The organism is Vibrio sp. MMG023 (assembly GCF_021654215.1).
GTDB lineage: Bacteria > Pseudomonadota > Gammaproteobacteria > Enterobacterales > Vibrionaceae > Vibrio > Vibrio jasicida.
Map to the genome: position 1 here is coordinate 154,586 of NZ_JAKFZP010000003.1, position 24,930 is coordinate 179,515.

The 24,930-nt window shown below is 45.9% G+C and carries 26 protein-coding genes and 1 tRNA gene; 7 read left to right on the forward strand and 20 right to left on the reverse strand.

Annotation, left to right across the window (positions count from 1 at the left end; all coding sequences use genetic code 11):
* Positions 1–145: 145 nt before the first annotated feature.
* Together L1076_RS10440 and folD are read right to left on the reverse strand one after the other, a co-directional pair.
* Positions 146–442 (reverse strand): endonuclease domain-containing protein, encoded by a 297-nt coding sequence (locus L1076_RS10440; RefSeq protein WP_042606119.1) that lies wholly within the window; start codon positions 440–442, stop codon positions 146–148.
* Between the two features lie 1,195 nt (positions 443–1,637).
* The gene (gene folD, locus L1076_RS10445) at positions 1,638–2,498 is read right to left on the reverse strand and encodes a bifunctional methylenetetrahydrofolate dehydrogenase/methenyltetrahydrofolate cyclohydrolase FolD (protein WP_042602204.1); all 861 of its coding nucleotides are present in this window, start codon (positions 2,496–2,498) and stop codon (positions 1,638–1,640) included.
* 203 nt (positions 2,499–2,701) lie between these two features.
* Between folD and L1076_RS10450 the strand changes: the two genes are divergently transcribed.
* Positions 2,702–2,778, forward strand: a tRNA-Arg gene (locus L1076_RS10450).
* A 113-nt stretch (positions 2,779–2,891) separates the two neighbouring features.
* Positions 2,892–3,485, forward strand: coding sequence for a hypothetical protein (locus tag L1076_RS10455; protein ID WP_038865642.1), 594 nt, complete (start codon positions 2,892–2,894; stop codon positions 3,483–3,485).
* A 38-nt stretch (positions 3,486–3,523) separates the two neighbouring features.
* On the opposite strand, the gene L1076_RS10460 is transcribed toward L1076_RS10455, so the two are convergent.
* Genes L1076_RS10460 through L1076_RS10540 form a run of 17 tightly spaced genes read right to left on the reverse strand, consistent with a single transcriptional unit; the run spans position 3,524 to position 18,760 of the window.
* Positions 3,524–4,747 carry a beta-ketoacyl-ACP synthase gene (locus L1076_RS10460; RefSeq protein WP_038865640.1) on the reverse strand — a complete coding sequence of 408 codons (1,224 nt, stop codon included), beginning with the start codon at positions 4,745–4,747 and terminating at the stop codon, positions 3,524–3,526.
* Positions 4,744–5,469 (reverse strand): 3-ketoacyl-ACP reductase FabG2, encoded by a 726-nt coding sequence (locus tag L1076_RS10465; protein ID WP_237303575.1) that lies wholly within the window; start codon positions 5,467–5,469, stop codon positions 4,744–4,746. The genes L1076_RS10460 and L1076_RS10465 overlap by 4 nt, the downstream gene beginning before the upstream one ends.
* Entirely contained in the window at positions 5,466–5,930 is a 465-nt protein-coding gene (locus tag L1076_RS10470; protein WP_237303576.1) for a hotdog family protein, read from the reverse strand. The genes L1076_RS10465 and L1076_RS10470 overlap by 4 nt, the downstream gene beginning before the upstream one ends.
* Positions 5,923–7,110: a beta-ketoacyl-[acyl-carrier-protein] synthase family protein gene (locus L1076_RS10475; RefSeq protein WP_054756892.1), complete on the reverse strand. Its 1,188-nt coding sequence runs from the start codon at positions 7,108–7,110 to the stop codon at positions 5,923–5,925. Before L1076_RS10475 ends, L1076_RS10470 begins: the two co-directional genes overlap by 8 nt.
* A gap of 20 nt (positions 7,111–7,130) precedes the next feature.
* Entirely contained in the window at positions 7,131–7,742 is a 612-nt protein-coding gene (locus L1076_RS10480; protein ID WP_042602236.1) for a DUF3261 domain-containing protein, read from the reverse strand.
* An 11-nt stretch (positions 7,743–7,753) separates the two neighbouring features.
* On the reverse strand, positions 7,754–10,096 hold the full coding sequence (locus L1076_RS10485) for an MMPL family transporter (protein ID WP_237303577.1): 2,343 nt from the start codon (positions 10,094–10,096) through the stop codon (positions 7,754–7,756).
* A complete protein-coding gene (locus tag L1076_RS10490) occupies positions 10,068–10,679 on the reverse strand; it encodes an outer membrane lipoprotein carrier protein LolA (protein WP_038865630.1) in 612 nt (203 codons plus the stop codon). Before L1076_RS10490 ends, L1076_RS10485 begins: the two co-directional genes overlap by 29 nt.
* The gene (locus tag L1076_RS10495; protein WP_038879318.1) at positions 10,679–11,125 is read right to left on the reverse strand and encodes an acyl-CoA thioesterase; all 447 of its coding nucleotides are present in this window, start codon (positions 11,123–11,125) and stop codon (positions 10,679–10,681) included. Before L1076_RS10495 ends, L1076_RS10490 begins: the two co-directional genes overlap by 1 nt.
* Positions 11,125–12,678: an aromatic amino acid ammonia-lyase gene (locus tag L1076_RS10500; RefSeq protein ID WP_039975609.1), complete on the reverse strand. Its 1,554-nt coding sequence runs from the start codon at positions 12,676–12,678 to the stop codon at positions 11,125–11,127. The genes L1076_RS10495 and L1076_RS10500 overlap by 1 nt, the downstream gene beginning before the upstream one ends.
* Complete coding sequence (locus L1076_RS10505; protein ID WP_237303578.1) at positions 12,662–14,395, reverse strand: glycosyltransferase; 1,734 nt, start codon at positions 14,393–14,395, stop codon at positions 12,662–12,664. The genes L1076_RS10500 and L1076_RS10505 overlap by 17 nt, the downstream gene beginning before the upstream one ends.
* 1 nt (position 14,396) lies before the next feature.
* On the reverse strand, positions 14,397–14,756 hold the full coding sequence (locus tag L1076_RS10510; RefSeq protein WP_045463721.1) for a 3-hydroxyacyl-ACP dehydratase: 360 nt from the start codon (positions 14,754–14,756) through the stop codon (positions 14,397–14,399).
* A gap of 13 nt (positions 14,757–14,769) precedes the next feature.
* Positions 14,770–16,140: an AMP-binding protein gene (locus L1076_RS10515; protein WP_237303579.1), complete on the reverse strand. Its 1,371-nt coding sequence runs from the start codon at positions 16,138–16,140 to the stop codon at positions 14,770–14,772.
* A 5-nt stretch (positions 16,141–16,145) separates the two neighbouring features.
* Positions 16,146–16,706, reverse strand: coding sequence for a hypothetical protein (locus tag L1076_RS10520; protein WP_237303580.1), 561 nt, complete (start codon positions 16,704–16,706; stop codon positions 16,146–16,148).
* Entirely contained in the window at positions 16,706–16,963 is a 258-nt protein-coding gene (locus L1076_RS10525; protein WP_038865615.1) for an acyl carrier protein, read from the reverse strand. The genes L1076_RS10520 and L1076_RS10525 overlap by 1 nt, the downstream gene beginning before the upstream one ends.
* Before the next feature lie 15 nt (positions 16,964–16,978).
* On the reverse strand, positions 16,979–17,251 hold the full coding sequence (locus L1076_RS10530) for a phosphopantetheine-binding protein (protein ID WP_038865613.1): 273 nt from the start codon (positions 17,249–17,251) through the stop codon (positions 16,979–16,981).
* Positions 17,252–17,261: 10 nt separating this feature from the next.
* A complete protein-coding gene (locus tag L1076_RS10535) occupies positions 17,262–18,023 on the reverse strand; it encodes a lysophospholipid acyltransferase family protein (protein WP_039975620.1) in 762 nt (253 codons plus the stop codon).
* Positions 18,020–18,760 carry a beta-ketoacyl synthase chain length factor gene (locus L1076_RS10540; protein ID WP_237303581.1) on the reverse strand — a complete coding sequence of 247 codons (741 nt, stop codon included), beginning with the start codon at positions 18,758–18,760 and terminating at the stop codon, positions 18,020–18,022. Before L1076_RS10540 ends, L1076_RS10535 begins: the two co-directional genes overlap by 4 nt.
* Positions 18,761–18,834: 74 nt before the next feature.
* Here L1076_RS10540 and L1076_RS10545 point away from each other — a divergent pair, with 74 nt between their 5' ends.
* From L1076_RS10545 to L1076_RS10560, 4 genes are all read left to right on the forward strand, one after another.
* Positions 18,835–19,233, forward strand: coding sequence for a hypothetical protein (locus tag L1076_RS10545; RefSeq protein WP_104027384.1), 399 nt, complete (start codon positions 18,835–18,837; stop codon positions 19,231–19,233).
* Positions 19,234–19,260: 27 nt separating this feature from the next.
* Positions 19,261–20,328, forward strand: a complete 1,068-nt coding sequence (locus L1076_RS10550) for a class I SAM-dependent methyltransferase (protein ID WP_038879344.1) — start codon at positions 19,261–19,263, stop codon at positions 20,326–20,328.
* A gap of 8 nt (positions 20,329–20,336) precedes the next feature.
* Positions 20,337–21,581 (forward strand): NAD(P)/FAD-dependent oxidoreductase, encoded by a 1,245-nt coding sequence (locus tag L1076_RS10555; protein WP_038879347.1) that lies wholly within the window; start codon positions 20,337–20,339, stop codon positions 21,579–21,581.
* Between the two features lie 227 nt (positions 21,582–21,808).
* Entirely contained in the window at positions 21,809–24,265 is a 2,457-nt protein-coding gene (locus L1076_RS10560) for a DEAD/DEAH box helicase family protein (protein WP_038879350.1), read from the forward strand.
* 37 nt (positions 24,266–24,302) lie between these two features.
* On the opposite strand, the gene L1076_RS10565 is transcribed toward L1076_RS10560, so the two are convergent.
* Positions 24,303–24,671, reverse strand: a complete 369-nt coding sequence (locus L1076_RS10565) for a hypothetical protein (RefSeq protein ID WP_038879351.1) — start codon at positions 24,669–24,671, stop codon at positions 24,303–24,305.
* Between the two features lie 76 nt (positions 24,672–24,747).
* On the opposite strand from L1076_RS10565, the gene L1076_RS10570 reads away from it, so the two are divergent.
* On the forward strand, positions 24,748–24,897 hold the full coding sequence (locus L1076_RS10570) for a hypothetical protein (RefSeq protein WP_080971540.1): 150 nt from the start codon (positions 24,748–24,750) through the stop codon (positions 24,895–24,897).
* Positions 24,898–24,930: the final 33 nt, after the last annotated feature.

Below are 24,930 nucleotides of genomic sequence, written 5' to 3' on the forward strand. Positions count from 1 at the left end.
GTCAGGTCCTCCCCATTTTCAAGGGGGAGTTAGAGGGGGTTGTTACTCCAAACTAAATCCGGTTGCTGCATTTGAATAAGTTAACAAACGAGTAGCGAGCTCAGTCCAGTCCTCCCCATTTTCAAGGGGGAGCTAGAGGGGGTTATTACTCCGAACTAAATTGAATAATCCTTTCCAAAACAGACTCGGTTTGCTTCATTACTTCTTCGTTGGTAAATCGCAGAACCTTAATCCCCAACGCTTCTATGAATGCATCCCTCTTTGTATCTTTCTCTTTTCCCTCGGTAGAGAAATGACTATCGCCATCAATTTCTATTACGAGACTCAGTTCTGCACAATAGAAGTCAACGATGTAGCGACCAATGCCGTGTTGCCTACGAAACTTTACACCGAGTTGTTTTCGTCTAATTTTTTGCCAAAGTACTTCTTCAGGTTTTGGCATATTCGAGCGTAGCTGGCTTCTGATTTTCTTTTGATACTTCAAGTTAAACGTTCGTTGTTGCACTTGTGCTTCCTTTGCGTTCTCAACCCCTCCCTAAACCTCCCCTTAAAAAGGGGAGGGGACTAGAGCGGAGTGCGCTTAGTGTGAAGCGATAATCGAGAATTCGTATAATGTTTGCTTTGATTGCATCTGTTAGAGCGAGCTAGAGGGGATTATTACTCCAAACTAAATCCGGTTGCTGCATTTGAATAAGTTAGCGAACGAATAGCTATCTCAGTCAGGTCCTCCCCATTTTCAAGGGGGAGTTAGAGGGGGTTGTTACTCCAAACTAAATCCGGTCGCTGCATTTGAATAAGTTAGCGAACGAATAGCGATCTCAGTCAGGTCCTCCCAATTTTCAGGGGGGAGCTAGAGGGGATTATTACTCCGAACTAAATCTGGTAGCTGCATTTGAATAAGTTAGCGAACGAATAGCGATCTCAGTCAGGTCCTCCCCATTTTCAAGGGGGAGTTAGAGGGGGTTGTTACTCCAAACTAAATCCGGTAGCTGCATTTGAATAAGTTAACAAACGAGTAGCGAGCTCAGTTCAGTCCTCCCCATTTTTAAGGGGGAGTTAGGGGGGATTGTTACTCTGAACTAAATCCGATTGCTGCATTTGAATAAGTTAGCGAACGAATAGCGATCTCAGTCAGGTCCTCCCAATTTTCAGGGGGGAGCTAGAGGGGATTATTACTCCGAACTAAATCCGGTTGCTGCATTTGAATAAGTTAACAAACGAGTAGCGATCTCAGTCAGGTCCTCCCAATTTTCAGGGGGGAGCTAGAGGGGATTATTACTCCGAACTAAATCTGGTAGCTGCATTTGAATAAGTTAGCGAACGAATAGCGATCTCAGTCAGGTCCTCCCCATTTTCAAGGGGGAGTTAGAGGGGGTTGTTACTCCAAACTAAATCCGGTAGCTGCATTTGAATAAGTTAACAAACGAGTAGCGAGCTCAGTTCAGTCCTCCCCATTTTCAAGGGGGAGTTAGAGGGGGTTGTTACTCCAAACTAAATCCGGTAGCTGCATTTGAATAAGTTAACAAACGAGTAGCGAGCTCAGTCCAGTTCTCCCCATTTTTAAGGGGGAGTTAGAGGGGGTTGCTGCTCCAAACAAAAAGGGCTCCTTTCGGAGCCCTTTCAGTATCGGTAATTTTTTATTTCTTCGTATGGAACTGCTCGCAAGCCAGCATCGTGTTCTCAATTAGGCTTGCTACTGTCATTGGGCCGACACCGCCTGGTACTGGAGTAATAAAGCTCGCGTTCTCACGTGCTTTATCGTATTCCACGTCGCCGACTAGCTTGCCAGATTCAAGACGGTTGATGCCTACATCGACCACAACAGCCCCTTTCTTAACCCACTCGCCAGGAATGAAGTTTGGCTTACCAACCGCAACCACAACAAGATCAGCTTGGCGAACGTGGCCTTCTAGATCTTTCGTAAAGCGGTGACAAGTTGTCGTTGTACAGCCTGCAAGTAGCAGCTCAAGTGTCATAGGACGACCAACGATGTTTGATGCGCCAACCACAACCGCGTGCTTGCCACGTAGTTCGATGTTGTAACGATCAAGAAGAGTAATGATGCCTTTTGGCGTGCAAGAGCGAAGCTTAGGAATACGCTGCGCTAGACGACCCACGTTATAAGGGTGGAAGCCATCCACGTCTTTCTCTGGGTGAATACGTTCAAGAACATGCGTTGCATCGATGCCAGCAGGAAGTGGCAACTGAACAAGAATACCGTCGATTTCTGCATCATTGTTCAACTCGTCAATGAGAGATAGCAACTCTTCTTCCGACGTAGTCGCAGGAAGGTCAAAAGACTTAGAGACAAAGCCAACTTCTTCGCACGCACGGCGTTTGCTGCCAACGTAAACTTGAGAAGCGGGATCTTCACCAACTAGAACAACTGCAAGACCTGGTGCACGTAGGCCCGCTCCAACGCGAGCTTTCACTCGTGCTGCAACTTCGGATCGAACAGTTTGGGAAATGAGAGTTCCATCTATATTTTGAGCAGTCATGACTTTCCTTTTAAATTGAGAAGGGAAATTATTTGCGGCGCATTGTCGCAGAAAATCTATTTAACATCCACACGCAAACGTTTGCTTTGTGGTGTTTTTGAACATTTATCGTTTCAATGCCCTTTTTTTAGGCATTCAGATCAGAATGTTATGAAAACACGTTGATTTAAGCGCTTGAACTCGTATAATCCTGTCCCTGTAGCGCGCCCTTAGCTCAGCTGGATAGAGCACGTCCCTTCTAAGGATGTGGTCATAGGTTCGAATCCTATAGGGCGTGCCATTTATTCAAAAGCCCCGATAACTCCTCGAGTTATCGGGGCTTTGTCGTTCTGGTGATGTCTAAATGACTCATTTCAGAGATATTTGTTCTTTTCTCTCTTTAGCTCTTGAATCATGAAAAAAATCATTCTTACAGCCGTTGTGCTTTCTCTTTTAAGTGGCTGCGTTACTCGCAAAGTGCGCGTTCTTCCTCAAGCTACCAATATTTCCCCGATTACAAAAGTTGCGGTTCAAAACCTTGACTGTCAAATGGTGGACTCTTACATCATTGAAGATGCACACCCTAACAATGTCGACCGAATGCTGAAGAACCAGACCTATGCTTCTGGTGGAAACCGCTACCATATTACTAAGGTTCTTGATACCAGTCGTGGTCGTCCTTCTAGTGTGGTTGCCGAACTATTCAATTGCCCATCAGCGCCGAGTGTGAGCGTGGCAAAAGCGACAAAGATTATGTTGTTACCTGGTGCTAATGAAGTGCAACCAATCTCGTTTGCTGAGATCGAAAATAATGAATGTAAGGTGATTGGTAATAAAGTTGTGGCAGAGCAACAGCAAGGTACTCTATTTGATGAGTTATCAAACCAAGTTTACATGGCTGGTGGAAATCGCTACCACGTAGTCAAAGTTATCGAAACTGACGGCCAGAATCCGACGTCGGTATCTGCGGACGTTTATCGCTGTAAGCACCGCTCAGTCGCATACTAATAAAAAAGCGCTAGTCTCTACTAGCGCTTTTTAACGGGTTAAATCTTCTTAAAAATGATCGAAGTGTTGATGCCACCGAACGCGAAGTTGTTACTCATTAAGTATTCCACTTCCAGTTCACGGCCTTGACCGGATAAGTAATCGAGATCACCACATTGTGGATCGAGATTATCTAAGTTGAGGGTCGGGCTAAACCAACCTGTATGCATCATCTCAAGACTTAACCAGGCTTCGATAGCGCCGCAAGCGCCCAGAGTATGGCCAAAGTAGCTCTTTAAAGAACTGATTGGCACCTTACCGAGTGCATTGGCAGTCGCGTTACTTTCTGCGATATCTCCTCGGTCGGTTGCCGTTCCGTGAGCGGAAACATAATCGATTTTATCCGCAGGAATACCTGCATTCTGTAACGCCATTTCCATACAGATCTGCATGGTTTCCATTTGAGGTTGCGTCACGTGTGCCGCATCGCAGTTACTTGCAAAGCCGATAATCTCTGCATAGATTGTCGCACCACGTGCAACGGCGTGTTCGTATTCTTCTAAAACCAACGTACCCGCACCTTCACCGATCACTAGGCCGTCGCGGTCAGTGTCATAAGGCCTCGGTGTGCTTTTCGGCTCTTCATTTTTTAGACTGGTCGCAAAAAGGGTATCGAAGACAGCCGATTCTGTCGGACAAAGCTCTTCAGCGCCACCTGCAACCATAACGGTTTGGTAGCCGTGTTTGATAGCTTCGTAGGCGTAACCAATCGCTTGACTGCCAGAAGTGCAGGCGCTGCTGGTCGGAATCACTCGACCACGTAAGCCGAAGAACAGGCCAACGTTAACTGCAGTCGTGTGCGGCATCATTTGTACGTAGGTGGTTGCAGTGATGGCTTTGGTGGTTTTCTCGTTAAGCATGACGCCAAAGGCACCAATCGCATCGGTACTGCCTGTTGAAGAGCCGTAAGCAATGCCAGTTTGACCGTTTGTCAGCACTTCGTTGCCAATTAAGCCAGCTTGGTTTAATGCGTTTTCGGTGGCTACGGTAGCTAGTTTAGAAACACGACCCATGCCGCGAACTTGTTTGCGCTTGTAGTGCTTAGGCAGTTCAAAATCTATGACTGGGGCTGCCAGTTTGGTATTCAAACCATCATATTGCTCGTAAGAGGGCATGTATTGAGTGGCGTTTTGACAATCGCGTAGTTTAGGTTCTACTGCAGACCAATCGTTACCAAAAGCAGTAACGCCGGACATACCTGTTACAACGACTCGACGACTCATACTAAGCCTCCGTTTACTGAAATGACTTGGCGAGTCACGTAGCCCGCGATGTCTGACATTAAGTAACTCACAAGGCCAGCGACCTCCTCTGGTTCACCCATGCGGCGCAGAGGGATTTGTGGCATCGCGTGCTCTTTTACGTGCTCGTCAACCATGCCAGTATCGATAAGACCGGGCGCCACGCAGTTTACGGTGATCTTGCGTTTTGCTAGCTCAAGAGCCAATGACTTAGTTGCACCAATCACGCCTGCTTTTGCTGCGCTGTAGTTGGTTTGGCCGCGGTTGCCCATCAAGCCAGATACCGAAGCTAGCGTTACAATGCGGCCGCCTTTGCGTTTTTGTACCATTGGCATCACACAAGGGTGCAGCACATTGTAGAAGCTATCTAAGTTAGTATGAATCACACCGTCCCACTCTTCTTCTGTCATTGCAGGGAAGGCGGTGTCGCGAGTAATCCCAGCATTGTTAACTACGCCGTAGTATGCGCCATGCTCGGCAATGTCCGCTTCTAGCTTGTTGCGGCATTCTTTACGGTTACTGATATCAAACTGAATTAGGCGGCCGTTGCCACCATTTTGTTGGATAGTACCTAAAGTATCTTGTGCGCCTTGTTGATCGCCCATGTAATGCACGACGATGTCAAAACCGTCTTTCGCAAGTTGAACGGCGATGGCTTTACCGATGCCTTTACTAGCACCTGTTACGAGGACTTGTCGGGTCATTGTTGACTCCTGATTTTCATTTCTTTTAATTTTTCTTCTGATGGGACGTAAACGTTCAGTTGGCAGGTCGCAATGGTATTTTCTTGCCACTCAATTCGAGCCGAAAATACTGCCATACCATTGTCTTCCATCATTTTTTCTGCGTATACGTCGAGTATTTGCCCCTGCATAAACGCATCGCAATTTGCCACGTAGCGTCGGCTGCCAAGCAAAAAACCGATGGGCGGTTCTTCACCTTGACTAAGCGCGTGATAGCCGGACCAAGCGGCGACAGATTGAGCCATGAACTCGATACCGACATAAGCAGGCACCGAGAAGCTTTCTTGGTTGAAGAATGGATTGTGGTCACCGATATCAACTTGGCAATGAATGGTGTCTTGCTGAACGTCTAAAGCACGATCAACCAGAATCATCGGTTTATCGTGCGGAAGCAGTTGTTCAATAGGGGGAAGTTTAGTCATGAGCGTAACCAAAAATGAGACTAACGTTATTACCACCAAAAGCAAAAGAGTTGCTTAAAATGGCCTTACCATTCAGTTTCGTTGCTGTTTCTACCAACGAAATCTCGATGTCTTCGGCTTTATTTTCACAAGACTGAATCGGAAGGTCGAGGTCGTAATTTAAAATATGCCACGCAATGGCCGCTTCTGTGGCGCTGGCTGCACCCAACGTGTGACCTGTTAACGGTTTGGTTGAGCTGACAGGGACTGCATCGCCAAAGCAACGATGGATGGCTTTGCTTTCCATCGAATCATTCAGTGGTGTTGCTGTGCCATGGGCGTTGATGTAACCAATGTCACTTGGTGATAAGCCCGCGTTTTCGAGTGCCTTCATCATCGCTTGTTCTGCGCCAACACCTTCAGGGTGAGGGGCGGAGATATGATGCGCGTCAGAGCTGTCACCTGTGCCAAGTAAGGCCACTTTGGTTGGAGATGTACTTAGCAACATAACAGAAGCCGATTCGCCAATGTTGATGCCATTACGGTCAGCACTGAAAGGTGCGCAGTGCTGTTCTGAAAGAGCTTCTAATCCGTTGAAGCCGTTAAGTGTTAGGCGACAAATCGTATCGACACCACCGACAATCACCGCATCTACAAGCCCGGTTCGAATCAGGCGTTGAGCAGTAATAAATACGCGGCCACTCGAAGAGCAAGCTGTGGAAACTGCATAACACGGTCCGGTTAAACCAAAGTAAGCGGCGACAAAGTCACTGCAATTGCCAAGTTCTTGCTTGCGATAGTGGTAGCTTGCAGGGAAGTCTCCTTCGGATAGTTTTTCTGCAAATGCCACCTCGCCATCGGTGATGCCTGACGTGCTGCTACCGATAACAACGGCAACACGTTCTGCGCCATACTGTTCTATGGCGTCGCGCACAGGCCCTTCAATCTGACGAAGAGCAGATAGTGCCAGACGATTGTTGCGAGTATCAAATGGGACTAACTCAGGCGGCATCTCTGGTAACGACTCTGCCACTCGGCCAATCACTGTTTGGCGGCCAGAGTTCAGAATATCCGCATCAATGACCATGTTAGATGGTTGAATTCCAGCTAGGCAACGATGAATAACGTTTTCATCTTTGCCCAATGCGGAATGAAAACCACAGGCCTGAATATACAAAGGTTGAGGAGAGCGAGTTGGCATATAGATTTACTAAGGTCGTTCTAGTTTAATTGATATTGCAGTGTTTGAATGGAGATTGAAAACCCATGTTTGAGGTGGTGAAAATCAATCTGACCTTTTAACTTGTCAGCGTTTGCATAGCGTATCTCTATGACCTTTTCACCGTCGCTATCAAATACGGTTCGGGAATATCCATCATCAATCATTCGCCACCTTACCTTATTTAGCGGCGCTTCCCAAGCGGAACTCGGCCACAGCGTGATCATTAGATTGAATAGTACCTGCTCTGGTTCCGGTAAGGTGCCTTGTAGCCCGTTTAAAATTTCAGTATTGATTTGCGTGCCATCGTATTGCAGTGACAAGACGCGAGTTCCCCATGAGGAAAAACCAGCCAAGACCACATCAGCGTCGCTGACTTGCAGTTGTACGGGTAATTGTTCTTGCTTGTCTTTGCCATCAATCGACCAAGTCGCGGTGATCAATTGGCTTGCTGTGAGCTGGTAGCCTAGTGCGCTCGGGGCTGGAAGAGAGACTTGGGTGCCTTTGGCTATTTCCACCGTTGGCGTTGACTGCTGAGGAACTAAGCTACACGCACTGAGCAGAATGCTTAGAGTGAGGCCAACAGTAACTCGGAGCATCGTGGTTATCTTCATCGTTCTGAGCTTCATTGTGATTTATCTTCCGTCATGATGGCGATAGGAGAGAGCAGCCAAGCGATAAAAATACCGCTTAATACCGTGATACCAAAGCTATGGATGGCATGCGTTTGGCTCAACGAGAGCAGACCAAAAGATAAGACCGTGGTAATGGCTGACAACGTAATTGCAAGCAAGGTGCTGAGACTGCGAGCCTTCTCGGCAAAGAACAAGGTGTAGTCGATACCAATACCAAGAATCAAAATCAGGCCAAGTAAGTTAAACAGATTGAGCGTTGAACCCGCGGCCACGGCTGCCGCCAGGCCCCCGGCACAAGCAATGGCAGACGGTAACAAGATTCGCCAAGCGTGTTTAAAGCCGTAGCGTTTGACTAATACCGCAAAAATTAAGGCTGTCGCTGCCAGTAATAGCTCCATGATTTTGATTCGGTATTCACCAAACAGGGTAGAAATTTCTTCTGCTTTGTTTAGGTAAGTCACGTCAGCTTGTGATTGAGCGAACGCTTGCACCAGACCGAGATTCTTAACTTCATTCAGTGTAATCACGGCGGCTGATTTACCTTCAATCTCACCTAAATGCAGAAAGCGAATCGGTTCTGATACCGGGTTACTGAGGTACTGTGCTAGGGTGATCGGTGCAAATTCAGCTTGTAACTCTGGCACTTTAGTCAGTTGTAATCCTGCTGCTAATGCTGGCCCCTGAGTTTGGTACAAGTGGCTGATTAAGCTGAAATCTTGTTGTTGGCGCTGATTCGAACCTAAGTATTGAGCCAAACTCTGATGGCCTTTGATAAGGCGCTCTTTTTGCCAGTTAACTAAAATCAGCTCAAGGCTTTCCAAGCGCTGCATTAAGGCTTCATCTGAGTCAGCACTAACGACCAACATTTGTTGTGATGCCTGCATGCCACTCACTTGTGTTATCAAGGCTTCTTGTTGCTTTAACGTCGCTGGCATGGCTTGCAGTTGGCGAATATCATCATCGTATTTGAGTTGAGCAAGATAGTATCCGCTGATGGCTAAACACAACACAGGCAAACCGAATTTGAAAGCAGGGCGCTGCCATAAGTTTAACCAAACTGAGAGCAAGCGTTTACCCGGTAAAATTGCGGCCGATTGAGAGGGCTGTGTCGCCAATATCGGATACCAAGCCACGACGGTCGCATAGGCGGCAATCAAACCAATCGATGAGAACAGAGCCAACTGCTGCAGCCCAGGAAAAGGCGCGACCAGCATACCTAAATAGCCAATCAAACTGGTGACAAGCCCAAGTGTGATTGCAGCAAAGATGTGTTTCAGCCCCAAGCGGCTGTCCCATTGATTACCAGCGGCTAATCGTTCTGTTAGATAATGGAAAGCGTAGTCAATGGAAACGCCAATCAGACTCGCGCCAAAAACCAAGCTAAACAGGTGAACTCTGCCAAAAATCCATGCCGTGATACCTAGTGCGACGGCAAGTCCAACCGAGATAGACAATAGTGCTAAAGCCAATGGCGTTACACTACGGAAGACGACAAGAAACAGCACCACAATTCCTAGCAGAGAGAATACGCCGATGGTACTGATTTCTGACTTCGCGCTTTGAGTTCCAAAGTCGGCATAAAACAGCACACCAGTATGTGCCGTTTGTACGCCATATTTGTTAGCAATGGTGTGTTCCAATTGGTCAATTTCAGGCACCGCCAATTGGGTTGATAATGCGTAAGGTGAGCCACCTAATGTCGCCGTGATCAACAAATAAGGTTGGCCGTTCTTCTCGGTAAACAAATACCCATTTTCTAAATGAAACGCTGAGGTTTGTTGAGTTACCTGACCTAAATAATCACGGAAGAGTAAGAACGGGTCGGTTTGTAACTCTTGTCCTGTCACACCAGAAAAGGGATTGTAGAGAGATTGAATCACATGCTGAACTTGCGCTTGAGGATTTGTTGTTAATCGTACGCGTTGTTCAGGAGTGAGTTGCTGAAAGCGATGGTTGAAGTAGTAACTTGCCCATGCTTTTTGCTTGTCTGGTGAGATTTTGCCGACAACTTCAGTAAAGTGCTGAGTTTGTTGTAAGCCTTGCTCAAATGCTGCCGCAGCCTGAAAAAGTTTGGCTTTATCTGGCGCCGACAAAACAAAAATAACCTTATCACTCATGCTGCTAGAAACCGCGTCGAAGGCTTGCTCTGCAGTTGGGTTTTGCTGATTTTCTGGCAATAGCTTCAGAATGTTAGTTTCAATTGGTGAGTGCTCGCTACCAAGCCATTGCGTCAGCAACAGCGAACTTGCAAGCACTACAACCCCCAACCAAACCAAAGCCAGTGAGTGCGAACCTAGCCGGAATTTAGAAGTCAAATTGAGCCTTTTCAGCATCCGTCATTTCCAGTGGTAGTGAAGTCTGTTGAGTGAACTCGATTTCTGTTTTGTCACCACGCAGTTCTTCTAGCATTAATTGGTCGATATGTTGTTCACCAGAAAGGGTAATCACTTTAAATACCGCATTGAGGGGCGCTTGTTTAGGCGTTAGAGCCAGTTGCCATTTACCGTTTTCTTGAGCAGAGAAATTAAGCGTAAATTGCGCTTTTAGTGCTGCTGTATCGCCATGGAATACCGAAAGAAACACATGGCTGAAGTAAAACGCCATTGGGTTTTCTTGGGCCGTAATGATCTTTGAAACTTGATCCCCAAACGTTTGACGCAACTTGTTTTGAGTAAGCACTAAGTTCACAGCAAATGGCACTTGTTGTTGCCACAATAAGCCATGCGATTTACTGAGCGTAAATTTACCGGTTGATGTTAGCGGTTGATTGAACATTTCAAGGTGGCGGCTTTGTTTAAAGTCACCACGTACTATCTCGTTCTGAGATAACTGCTGTTGAAGGGATTCTAAATCAGTCACTTGAGCCCAAGCAGAAACAGAGAACAGCATCAATAAAGAGCATAACCATTTGCGCATTAAGCAAGGCTCCCATGCTTGTGCCATTGTTCGATTTTGTCCATGAATACGGCAGGTGAAGCAAAGCACATCTCTTGTTTCTCAATCGATACCGCGACTTGGGTCGTGTGCGCTTTACACATACGTTGGTCAGTGTTGGCATCGTAGATCACGTAGTCGACGCGCAAGCGGTTCTCCCACTCTGTCAGCTTTGCGGTAATACGAATTTCATGATTGAACGGAATCGCTTTTACGTACTTCACTCGCGTATCAATGATTGGCCACATGTAGCCAGACTCATTCATATCGCGGTAGCTGTATTCAATCTTTTCCATTAGTACACGACGTGCTTCTTCAAAATAGCGAAAGAAGTTTCCGTGATAAATCACTCCCATTGGATCTGCATCTTGAAATGAGGTGATCATCGTCACCTCAGCTTCCAAAGGGTAAAGAACTTGTTCTTGCATTACGCCTCCGCGTACAACGACCATTGACGTTGCTGAATTTTAGCAATGAAGTTACGCAGATCATGCTCTAAAGGACGATCTTCGACAACAAACTCAAACTCTTCCAGTACCGCATCGCGAATCATCTTCAAGTTACTGCTCATGTGGTGCTCATCAAGCTCGTTATGGCGACGACGAATTTCTACCGCTTGCACACTTGCCAGCAATGACGCGGCTGCAACTTGTTCGGTTAGTTCCAGTACACGCATACAATCGCGTGCAGCAATGGTGCCCATGCTGACTTTGTCTTGGTTGTGGCACTCTGTTGAACGAGAGAACACGCTTGCAGGCATGGTGTGTTTCAGCGCCTCTGCTGTCCATGCGGAGATGCCGATTTGTACTGCTTTGAAACCGTGGTTGATTGGTTTACGTTCACCCTCTGCACCGGTCAGGTTAAACGGGAGGCCGTTGTTGAACTTGTAATCCATCAGCTGTGCCATTTGACGATCCAACAAATCAGCAAGGTTAGCAATGTTCGCTTTTAAGGTATCCATGGCCATTGCGATGTGGCCGCCATAGAAGTGACCGCCATGCAGTACACGTTCGTTGTCACCATCAATGATTGGGTTGTCGTTAGCACTGTTGAGTTCGTTTTCGATCAACTGACGTAACCAAGGCAGAGAATCTTGCACCATACCAATCACATGCGGAGCACAACGCAGAGAGTAACGGTCTTGAAGACGGTCGCTATTGCGTGGTGGGCGCTCGGCTTTAAGGTCGTTACGCAGCCAAGCGGCAACTTGTTGTTGGCCTGGGTGCGGCTTCACGGCGAACAAGGCTTCATCAAAGTGGAAATCATTCCCTTGCATGCCCACCGATACCATTGCCGTTATCTTGGTACACAACTGCGCAAGATATTCTGCGCGTTTATAAGCGATACAAGCCAGCGCAGTCATGACCGATGTGCCATTCATCAGCGCCAACCCTTCTTTTGGTTTGAGCGTAATTGGGTTAATACCTAATTCGGCAAACACTTCTTGGGTTGGACGTACTTCACCTTTGTAAAGCACATCGCGTTCACCAATCAATGCTGCAGCAAGGTAAGAAAGCGGCGTTAGGTCACCACTTGCGCCTACTGAGCCTTCTTGCGGAATACGTGGAGCAACATCATGGTTGATTAGGTTTACGATCTGGTTAAGTAGATCGTGAGAAACACCCGATACACCTTGCGATAATGAACACAGACGCGTTGCAAGAACGGCTCTTGCTTGTTCGTGGGAAAGGATTTCACCTAAGCCACAACCATGAAAGCGAGTTAAGTGCAGCGGTAACTCATCAACCAATGCTGGTGGAATCGCGACGGTACACGAGTCACCGTAACCTGTGGTCACGCCGTAAATGACGCCTTCTTCTTTCAGCAATTTCTCTAGAAAAGCGACGCCACGATCGATCTTGGACGTAAATTCTGGTGACGCATTCATGCTTGCGTTTGCGCCTTGTGCAATCGCAACCACATCTTCGATAGAAAGAGCTTGTGCGCCGAAGGTAATGTTTTGATTAGTGTTCGTTGTCATGTTGCTGATTACTTAAAGTCCAGAAGTTGAAAAAGTTATACCACTGCAACGGTGCTTGCAGAGTATGGTGCTCCAATCGTTGCGCGTATTGCTGTACCACAGTATCTAACGCTGCTTGGCGCGTTTTGCGTGGTAGGACGATTTGGTCACTAAAATGTTCGAAGTACACATTGAAGTGCGGGGTGATGGCATTGTCGTCTCGTAGGCCAAACAGCAAATAAACCGGCGCTTTCAGTACCGAGGCCAACATAAATGGGCCTTGAGGGAAGGGGGCGGATTTACCTAAAAAGTCTGCCCAAACCACGCGGCTTTCAACGCTGGTTGAAGTGCGATCTCCCACAATCACAACCCATTCACCTTGCTCAATTTTTTGTTGTAGCAAAATGGCGGTGTCTGGCCCCATTGAGCTGACTTGAATCACGTTGAGTTCTGAGCTCGGGTTTACGGCTTTCATGACCGCATTGAACTGCTCAGCGTGTTCGGTGAACACCAAAGCATTAATTTTGACATGAGAATGGCGACGACCCAGTGCGCGGCACAGTTCGATGTTGCCTAGGTGTGAGCCCAGAATGACCACACCTTGTTGTTTCTCTGCCATTGCTTCGAAGTGGTGCTGACCGTGAATGGTGAGATTACTCACGTCAAAGTCACCTTGCCACGCGGCCAGCTTATCCAGCATGGTGCGGCCAAATGACAAAAGATGATGATAGCTATCGAGTGGCTGTGGTAACACTAAACTTTGCTGTTTCGCGTAAGTCTGTAATTGGTTGAGATAAAGCTCAGATGCTTGACGTGAAGACTTACCAGTAAGGTGGTAATAGCGCATCACTAACTTCAGGATGAAGTCGAACGCTTTGCGGCCAAACAGACGGTAGATCGCCAGAAGCGTCTTGATGCCTAAAACGGTGCCTTGCTCTTTGCGTTTCGACCAATGCGCATCGCTTTGATTGTGCTTTTGTTCGATGTCTTTAGATTGACGTTTTCGAGCTAACAAAGATGGAATGCGTGGCAACATGCCAAAGAACAAGCGAGTATGCATCCAACTGATTTTGACGTTGTCCCACAACGCGTCAAAGTGGGAAATACCGCCTTCAGGGTAAATCACCCGAGTCGGAACAAAGTCGATATCAGTGCCATCCCAATACATGCGAACAAGGATCTCGATATCGAAGTCCATGCGTTTACCAATCTCATTCTTCTTGAGGACTTTGGCCGTAGCTTCGAGAGGATAAGCACGAAAGCCGCACATGCTGTCTTTAATCGACAGAGACAAGGTTTCAATCCATACCCAGATATGGGTCGCGTATCGGCCATACAGACGCGATTTTGGTACGCTGTCGTCGTAAATCGGTTGACCTGAAATCAAGTTATCTGGCTTATCTTGTGAAGCTTGAAGCAGGTTAGGTAGAGCATCAAGATCATGTTGACCGTCGGCGTCGATTTGAATCGCGTGACTAAAGCCATCCGCGTAGGCTTGTTGAATGCCAGCCATCACCGCTCCGCCTTTACCTTGGTTTTCGGTCAGACGAATTAAGGTGATTTTCTCTTCGTTTGCTAACGCATCCAGTGTTTGTTTTGTCGCCTCTTCACTGCCGTCATCCACGACCAAAATGGGCATGGAAAATGACGCGAGAGAATCTACAACGGCAGCGATGGTGCTACCATGGTTATAGCAAGGGATCAGAAAGCACGGTTGATAGGGGTTTGCGCCGCTCACACTAGCTACCCAATTTCATTTTGCCAGATGAGTGAACAATCGTCTGTTCAGCGGATTGAGAAGTATATTTGAACGCCAGCTTTTCACGTTCAGAATCCCAAGACAGCGATAAGCTAACCTGCATATCTGGCAGGATAGGTTCTTGGAATTTGATCACTTCCATCCCTTTAAATACTGCAGGCGTATTGAGGTATTCGACGGCATAAAACAGCGCCCAATCGATTTGAGTTACGCCCGGCAGTAGGGGGAAATGCGTAAAGTGCCCTTGGAAATCCATGATGTCAGCGTCGACAAGCATCTCAATGGTCGCTGTCTTATCTAACACGTCTATGTTCTTGAGCGTTGGTTTTCTTTTGTCCATGTTCGATGCTTAATTATTCTTGGAATAGTTTTTCTATTTCAGCGACTTGTCGCTTACCTTGGCTGTTAAGTGGTACTTCATCCAGCACTCGGAATTTGCGTGGTATCGCAATCGGCTCTAACCAGTTACGTAGCGCTTTTCTCAGTGCAAGCCAAAACTTGCCTTTGCCCAGTTCACTTAATGTCTGCTGGCCTTGCTCGTTCAATACTATGACAGCAAAAAGCGACAATCGTCCTGCTTGCTCCATAGGAATAACAGCACTTTCCTTAATCCAAGGCAGTTGTTTTAAACGTTTTTCTACTTCAACCAAAGACACACGTTTTTCTTCGACCTTAACGATTCGGTCTGTGCGGCCGCGTAATTCGAAAGAAATACTATCATGGAAATAGCATTCATCTGCGGTTTGATACCAAGCGTTTTCATCGATGTGCGGTGAGCGAAGCTTTAAACAATTTTCATGGTTTAATGCCGCTTCAACTCCAGGGAACAGCGTCCAAGGTTGTGTCGCAGTAAGTTGTTGACGATAAGCAATACCGCCCGTTTCTGTACTACCAAATACTTCGACTGGATAGTCACCAAAAATCTCAGCACTGTGTTGTGCGGCGTCATTCGGTAATGGGCCACCAGAGGAGAAAACGCAGCGCAATGCCGTCGGTTTATGCTCCTCGGTGAGACGCTTGAGCAGAGCAGGGCTGCTAATTAAAGCGATATTGCTGGTGGCATGATTCACAATTTGCTCTGGAAACTCCAGATTGTGGGTAGCAAAAGCGCGACCAGCACAAAGTGGCCAAAGCACACGGAAAAGTAAGCCATAAATATGCTGATGAGAGACCGTACTTTCAATCTGACAGCCAGCGATTTTCTCTCCCCATAAGGATTGAAGAATCGCAATTTCGACATCCAGTTGTTTAAGTGTTTTCGCGATGGCTTTAGGTTTACCGCTAGAACCGGACGTAAACAAAGTGATGCTCAGAGCGCTGGCGTTAAGCGAGTGCCACTCCATCGAGCGGTCATCTGCTTCTTCCGTCACGCAACGTGTGGCCAAGCTGTCTGGTACCGAAACGTCAGCATCATGAAGGACGAGGTCGTAATGTTCATCAAGTTCTTTTAATGCTTCTGGTTGGTAGTTCCCTGGCAAAACGATGGCTTTATTGGCATGGCAACAAGCAAGAAAACTGATGGCAAACAGGTAGCTATTGGTAAAGCAAAGAGCAATACGCAGCGATGGATTGGCGTCGAGTTGTCTTTTAAGAGCGGAAACACTGCGCTGAAATTCATCCCATGTCTTTTCTTGAGCGGACTCGAAGGCGACGACCGATGGTTCAGGACGTTGAGCGCGCATTAACATGGCAATAGAAGAGAAGTCAGAAGAACGGGTGTTCATACGATCTAGTGTTCCTTTCGTACAAATTGGCGCACTATCCATTCACCGGCAAATAAACTGCCTGCAAGTAGGTAGCTGATCAGGCCGTTGTATAACGTCCAAATCTCGATGGATTCAAAGCAGGTATACAGTGCAGTTGCCGCATTCATAATAAAAAATGCGCACCACATCAGAGTGACTTTACGTGTGTAGAGTACGCCGCTTTCAGGCAAATCTGGTTCTTGAAGCCGAGCCAATCGCTCAATGATGGTTTGAGGCTGTCTTAAGCTAAGGGCGAATACCCCAAGCATGCAAAGGTTCACCACGACAGGATAGAACTTTAGCCACCCGTGTTGCTTAAATACAACCCCAAGGGTGACCAGAACGATACCAACAATGCCAGTGGTGAAAGCAAGAAACTTAAATTCTTTCAGCGGGGTCTTGTTTGCAACCAATAATCGCAAGAGCAACGCTGCAATTAACAAGCCCCCAACGAGGTTTAAGCCAAATCGATCAATGCCGAAGTAAACAGCAAAAGGGTAGGCAAACAGGACAATTGCAGACAGACCAGTCAGCAATTGGCGCATTAACTTTCCTTAAGAAGTTCAGCGACAGCCGTTACCACGTCATCCACCGTACGAACGGTGCTGAATTCAGCTGGCTTGATTTTCTTACCGGTGACATTTTGCAGGTGAACCACAAGGTCTACCGCGTCAATGCTGTCTAGGTCGAGATCGGTGTAAAGGTGTGCTTCTGGCTGGATATCCGCAGCGTCGATTTCAAACAGTTCTACCAGTGCATCTTTAACTTGTTCAAATACTTGATCTTTATTTACATCTGTCATGAATATACCTAAAAACTATTCATTATCTTGGGAAGAAGTTTGAGAAGAAATGTACTTCGCAAGGTTAGCTACTGAAGCAAAGTGCTCACGTGTATTTGAATCGTCAGCATCAATGACAATGTTGTATTGCTTTTTAATCGCTAAGCCAAGCTCAAGTGCATCAATAGAATCCAAGCCTAGACCATCACCAAACAGCGGCGCTTCGGTTTCAATATCGTCGACGGTTAAATCTTCTAGGTTCAATGCGTCAATAATAAGTTGCTTGATATTGTTGTGTAATTGTTCCACTGGGACCTGCTTATAATTCTGGAAAAATAGTATCAGCTAAATGCTGCTGTAAGCGACGAGCCGCTATTGTTGGGGACGTAGTTTGCTTTATAAAAGGCTCAATCTCAACTTTATCCTTCACTTCCACTTTGAAAAAGGGCTTTGTCGCCGGAACTTGATACCACTTTTTCTCTTTTGTTAAGAAGCTAGGCGTCACCGTAATATGTACAACTCTTAAATCTCGCTGCGTTCTTACTGCTATTTGTGCAGCACCACGCTGTAATTTTGATTTTACCCCAGGAGTGGTTCTTGTGCCTTCCGGAAAAATGAGCAATACATTGCCATTATCAAAACGTTCTTCACACATTGTTAATAAATCATCAGGAGCTTCATTAGGAATATAACCCGCAGCTTTCACAATGTGCTTCATAAATGGGTTGGCCCAAATCGCTGACTTTACTAAACAATCACAACGCTTTAATTGAGATGCGATAAGAACGTAATCAATTAAACTTGGGTGGTTGGCAACAATAAGGCAATTTTGATCTTGTTGAATAATATCTGCGCCGATGATCTTATAATCGATTGCGCCAGTAAATTTCATCAATTTACAGAAGGTATTAAAAGCAAACTGTATCGCACCTTGGACTTTATATTCCTTGGCGGTTTGATCGGAGGTGGTTAAACCAATGAGTGGAATGACGATAAAACTGAGTACTAGACCGCCAAGCCCAAATACGGAAAAACAAAAGCCAGTAGCAAAGACACGCCAATATTGATTCAAAACCCTCATCGACGATGCCATTCCCACGTTTGCTGTGGCGAATGAATCAACCAGCTTGGATCTTCACAAAGATAGTGTTTTAAGAAAGCTAATCCTTGTGGGAGCGGGCAAGGTTGGGACGTGTCTCCGCTTTTTTCTGTTGCGACTTGCTCTATCTTAAAATCGTCACCAGCAGACAACACCATACCGACGGCATAACCTTGATACTGCTGGGTCTCAAACTTCGAGTAAGCATCAGGCAAGGGTTCATCAAAGTCGATAAACAGTACTTTTTTGTCTGGGTTCTCTGCGAGAAACAACCACGCTTCAATCAATGCGCTTTGAAAAGTGTTCTCTGATGCCGCAATCGACGTCAATGGGATAGGTTGCTTAGTCGCAATGGTTGCCAAGCCCGCTGCGGTATTGTGCACCGACTGAGAAAACGCCATTGGGGAAGCTTCTTCGCCTTGGATAATGTCTTCAATCAACGCTGCGCTGCGATGTAACTCACCATGGCGACTCGCAAACACCAAGTAATCCACATCGTACTGTTTGAGTAAATCAATCGCGGTTTGGACCGCAAGTTTGCTTAATGCGCTCATACGTCGGCGCATCATTGGTGGGATATCTGCGACGTGTAATTTGCCCTCTTCAGGCCATATACAGTCCGATGCCCACTGCTCCCATTCTTCTGGTTGATTTAAACCCAATGAATTGGCGGATAATGCATCGATATTAAACGAAATTTTGATCTTCGAGTTTGGCATATTTGTTTAAATTGTTTATTTTACAGCTCGATAGAATCTGGGTTTCACCAGAGTCACAATAAAAGGAAACGACCATGTCTCGCTTAAAGCTGCTTATCTCTGTGTTATTAACAGTGCTTCTTGTCGGTTGTGGAAGAGTACAACCTGTAATGAATGTGGAGGATACTCCAGTTGCTTATGATCTTCAAAATAAACAAGTAAAAGCTGCGATTGTGCAATCAGCAACAAATCGTGGTTGGACGATAGAAGAAGTGAACCCAGGTGTATTAATTGCCAAAATTCACGTTCGTAGCCATTTTGCTGAAGTAAAAATTCCATATAACAACAAATATTATTCAATTATTTATCTCAACTCAGTAAATCTAAAAGCGAGTGATGGCAAAATTCACCGTAATTACAATCGTTGGGTTAACAACCTGAATGTTGATATTCAGAGAGCCATCGCACTTTTAGGTGCTGAGTCTCAACAATAATTTTATTAATAGTAGTTAGGTTTTTTCGTGTTAAATCAAAATATTGATCCATTCAACGCTTTTGAAGCAAAAACAGAAGCTCAAAAATTATCTTTCGCCCCTATTGTTTTCCAGACCGCGAGAACACTTCGAGATCTTGGGATTTTAGCTGCGTTGGATAGTGCGGGCTCAAAAGGCATGAATGCCGTAGAGATCGCAGAGAAAACGGGCGTATCTGAATATGGCGTCAAAGTGCTGTTAGACATGGCCATTAGCGCGCATATCGTGCTGTGGGAAAAACCTAACTACTCATTGGCAAACCTTGGCTTCTATTTGCTTTATGATGGCATGACGCAAGCCAACATGGATTTCACAGCAGACGTTTGTTATGCCGCAATGATGCACCTAACCGATGCGATCAAAGAGGGCAAACCGTCAGGCTTAAAAGAATTGGGTGATTGGGAAACCATTTACCAAGGGCTATCGACCTTACCAGAGCAAGCGAAGCAGAGCTGGTTCAAGTTTGATCATTTCTACTCAGACCGTTCCTTCCCATTGCTACTAAAAGAAGTGTTTGCCAACAAACCAAGCCACATTGTCGATATCGGTGGTAACACAGGTAAGTGGGCGATGCAGTGTTGTAACCACAATCAAGACGTTCAAGTGACGATTGTCGATTTACCACAGCAGCTTGAAGTGGCGATGTCGAACGCAGCGGATAACCAGCTAAGTGATCGCATCAAACCATTCCCTGCTAACATGCTGGACAAAGCTCAAACCTTGCCTGAGCATGCCGACATTTGGTGGATGAGCCAGTTCCTCGATTGTTTCTCTCCAATCGAAATTCTCAATATTTTAAAGAAAGTCAAAGCGCAACTACGACAAGGCGATACCGTATACATTCTCGAATTGTTCTGGGACGCGCAAAAATATGCCGGTGCCTCTTACAGTTTGAATGCCACGTCGCTGTACTTTACTTGCCTTGCAAATGGTAACAGCCGCTTCTACCGCAGTGATGACTTCCTAGAGATTGTTGAAGCTGCAGGCTTAACCGTGGCAGAAAGAACAGACAACATTGGCCTTGGTCACACACTATTAAAACTACAAGCAAACTAGAAAACAGAATGAAAACAGAGCAAAAGCAAGTCGTCGTTATTGGTGCGGGCCCGTCAGGTTCTACCGTATCAGCATTGCTCAACGCACGAAATATCGATGTTGTTGTGATTGAAAAAGCCACCTTTCCACGTTTCTCTATCGGTGAAAGCCTACTTCCAGCGTGCATGGAAGTTGTAGAGCAAGCGGGCATGTTAGAGGCAGTCAACCAAACTGGTTTCCAATACAAAGACGGGGCTGCATTTCGTCGCAACGGCGTTTACACCCAATTTGATTTTACCGATAAGTTCACCTCAGGTCCGGGTACAACCTACCAAGTCCAGCGTGGTCACTTCGATAAAGTATTGGCAGACAGTGCCGCGCAGCAAGGGGTTGAAATTCGTTACCAGCACGAACTGAAAAGCATCGAATTTGAAGGCTCAAAGTCGGTTCTTTCTGTTATCGATGAAAACGAATTAGCGTATCAAATTGAAGCCGATTATGTATTAGACGCCAGCGGCTTTGGACGTGTGCTTCCAAGATTGTTAGAGCTGGAAGAGCCGTCTTGCTTGCCACCAAGAAAGGCGATCTTTACCCACATTGAAGACAACATCACTGCCGAGAACATCGAATACGATCGCAACAAGATCCTGATCTCTGTGCATCCAGATAACCACGATGTTTGGTATTGGTTGATCCCATTCTCCAACGGCACCTGTTCATTTGGTGTGGTGGGTGAGCCAGCGTTTTTTGAAAACTACCCAGAAGACAAAATCGCAGCCATTAAACGGCTAGCAAGTGAAGAGCCTGGTTTGGCTGAGTTGCTTAATCAAGCCAACTACCCGAACCCAGCCGGTGAGCTCGGTGGATACTCGGCCAATGTAAAACACCTTGCAACATCGCACTATGCGTTGCTTGGCAATGCCGGTGAATTCCTTGATCCTGTCTTTTCATCTGGCGTGACCATCGCGATGAAGTCGGCTCAATTTGCAGCAGACTGTATTGAGCGTCAGCTCAACGGTGAAGCCGTGGATTGGCAAGCAGACTACGCCGATCGCCTGATGGTTGGAGTGAACACCTTCCGCACCTATGTAGAAGGTTGGTACAACGGTAAGCTACAAGATGTCATCTTCTACCAAGAACCGAATCCACGTATCAAACAAATGATCAGCGCGATCCTCGCTGGTTACGCATGGGATGAAGCAAACCCATACGTCAAACAAAGCGAGCAACGCTTATCTACATTAGCGGAACTGGTAAGAAGCGAAAAGCGTTAAGGCTCAGAGCCGAAACTGAGTGATAGTAATTTAATATCAAAGCCCCGATAACTTTATGAGTTTTCGGGGCTTTGTTGTTTTCGCTGCTTTCATTTTCAACATAATCTCTCAAGCCTGCAATTTGTGATCGGATTACCCATTAACCATACTATTGTTGCGTTCTTATTTTTCACCCATATGAACTTTGTTATATAATCCGTCGCAATTCAGTATGGAATCAAAGTTGTATGGTCGAAAAGTTCTCCAAGTCTCAGCTGTCTGAAGCCGACATCATCTCCAAGTTCATTCTTCCCGCTATTAAAGAAAACGGCTGGGATGACATGAACCAAATTCGCCAAGAAGTAAAACTGCGTGACGGTAAAGTTGTAGTTCGTGGTCAGATTGCCGCGCGTAAGAAAGTGAAGTCTGCTGATATTGTGCTGTATCACAAACCGAGTATGCCGCTTGCTGTAGTGGAAGCGAAAGCGAACAAGCACGAAATTGGTAAGGGAATGCAGCAAGGCTTGGATTATGCGTCACTTCTGGATGTTCCGTTTGTGTTTGCGAGTAATGGTGATGGGTTTATATTTCATGATAAAACGAACCCTGAGCAACTAGAAACAGAAATCAGACTCGAAGACTTCCCATCACCTCAAATGCTGTGGGAAAAATACTGTCAATGGAAAGGTTACTCAGACGAGCAACTGCCGCTAATTACACAAGCTTACTACGATGATGGAAGCGGTAAATCTCCGCGTTACTATCAATTAAATGCGATTAACAAAACCATAGAAGCCGTCTCTGAAGGAAAGAACAGAGTGTTGCTGGTGATGGCAACGGGTACGGGGAAAACCTACACAGCATTTCAGATCATTTGGCGGTTATGGAAGTCTGGGACGAAAAAGCGAATTTTGTTCTTGGCAGATCGTAATATCTTAGTTGACCAAACGAAGAACAACGATTTCCAGCCATTTGGTACTGCCATGACCAAAATTGGAAACCGTAATATCGATCCTGCTTTTGAAATTCACCTAGGTCTCTACCAAGCGATGACGGGGCAGGAAGAGCAGAAGAAAATCTTTAAGAACGTGAGCCCTGACTTCTTTGACTTAATTGTTGTTGACGAGTGTCACCGCGGTAGTGCGTCTGAAGACAGCGCTTGGCGAGAAATTCTGGAATATTTTAGTTCCGCTACTCAAATTGGTTTGACTGCTACGCCAAAAGAAACAGACGAAGTTTCTAATATTGAATATTTTGGTGAGCCTGCTTATACCTATTCTCTAAAGCAAGGGATCGAAGATGGATTCCTCGCTCCTTATAAAGTGGTTCGTGTCGATCTCGATGTAGACTTACAAGGTTGGCGTCCAACCAAAGGTCAGAAAGACAAGCATGGGGAAACCATCACTGATCGCATCTACAACCAAAAAGATTTCGACCGAACAATGGTGATAGATGAGCGAACAGCATTAGTTGCTCACACCATTACTAAATATTTAAAACGTACAGATCCGATGGCGAAAACCATCGTATTTTGTAACGACGTCGACCATGCAGAGCGTATGCGACGTGCCATTGCTAACTGCAACCCAGAGCAAATGGCAAAAAACGAAAAATACGTAATGAAGATTACAGGGGATGATGAAATCGGCAAAGCTCAGCTTGATAACTTCATTAACCCGAAAAAAGCATATCCGGTGATTGCAACAACATCTGAATTGATGACGACAGGGGTCGACGCAAAGACATGTAAATTGGTCGTACTTGATTCGACGATCAAATCCATGACCAAATTCAAGCAGATCATTGGTCGGGGCACGCGTATTGATGACCGATTTGGTAAGCTGTGGTTCTCTATTCTTGACTTTAAAAAGGCGACAGAGCTCTTTGCCGATGAACGTTTTGACGGTACACCAGAAAGGGTAAAAGTCACTAAACCAGAAGATTTTGAAAACCCAGATGATCTCAACGATATTGTCGATGGCACAGGTGATGAAGGGATAGATGACTCGTTTTTCGAGGATGATATAGACCCCACTACAATTTCTGAACCGACGACGCCAACAGATACCCCAACGGATGGAGGTAACATCCCTGAAGGTGGAGATGAACCGATTCAAGAAGAAGTGCGCAAGTTTTATGTGTCTGGTGTTTCGGTAACTAAGGTCGCTGAGCGTGTCCAGTACTATGACAGTGACGGTAAATTGGTAACGGAATCATTTAAAGACTATACCCGCAAAGCAATGGCAACGCAGTTTGCGTCAATGGATGATTTCACCAAGAAATGGAATGATGCAGATCGCAAGCAAGCCATTATTGATGAACTTGCTGAGCTCGGCATTATATGGGAAGCGCTGGAGCAAGAAGTGGGCAAAGACATGGACCCATTTGATATGATTTGTCACGTTGTATATGACCAACCGCCATTGACTCGAAAAGAGCGAGCGGAGAACGTGAAAAAGCGCAACTACTTCACTAAGTACGGTGAAACAGCACAGCAGGTACTGAATAATCTACTGGATAAGTACGCGGATGAAGGCGTTCAAGAGATTGAAAATATTCATGTATTGAAAGTAAAACCTTTCGATGAAATGGGTCGACCGATTGAAATCATCAAGAAAGGCTTTGGTGGTAAGCCGCAGTATCTCGAAGCGGTAAATGAACTAGAAGCGGCAATCTATCAAACTTCATTTGAACAAACCGCATAAACTCCCTTCGCAAAGGTCGCTAAATTTAGCGACCTTTTTATTTTGACTCACCCACTCGATCTAACTCTGAAGAAAACTCTGAAAGAAGCTTAGTGAACTCATCGTCTAAGCAAGAATGATTTATGTACTTTGTAGGCACCATATTTAGCTTTAAAGAAAGGTAGTCTGGGTGTTCAGTAATGACTTTTAGATACGCATCAAGGCGCTTTTCCGATGTCGTTTCTCTTTTCAAATGTTTCTTTAGCTTCTCATAAAAGTTTGAGACTGCCTCTGGGGTTACATCTTGAAGATCCTCGTAATCATCGCAATAAAGTTCTTCATATAGCACATCAGCCAACTGACGAATGCTCCATCCCAAAGACGCAATAAGGTCTCGTATCTCTGTTTGTTTTTTTCTTGTCCCCATTTGTCCCAAGTCCGTTCGTTAATATGCAATTGTCTTAGCGAAGACACGTAAATAATCAATTTTAAAGGATAAAATCATGACTAAATCAAAAACACCAATGACACCAGAAGCCGCTGCTCGCATCCAAGGTAATGCCGCAAAACAAAATGGTGGGCAAGTTCCTAAAGGTGACTTTGCTGGCCGAGCTCAACGCGCGGCTGCTCACAACCAAAAACAAGGGAAATAGGAGTTCATCATGAATAAACCAGCTTCAAGTACA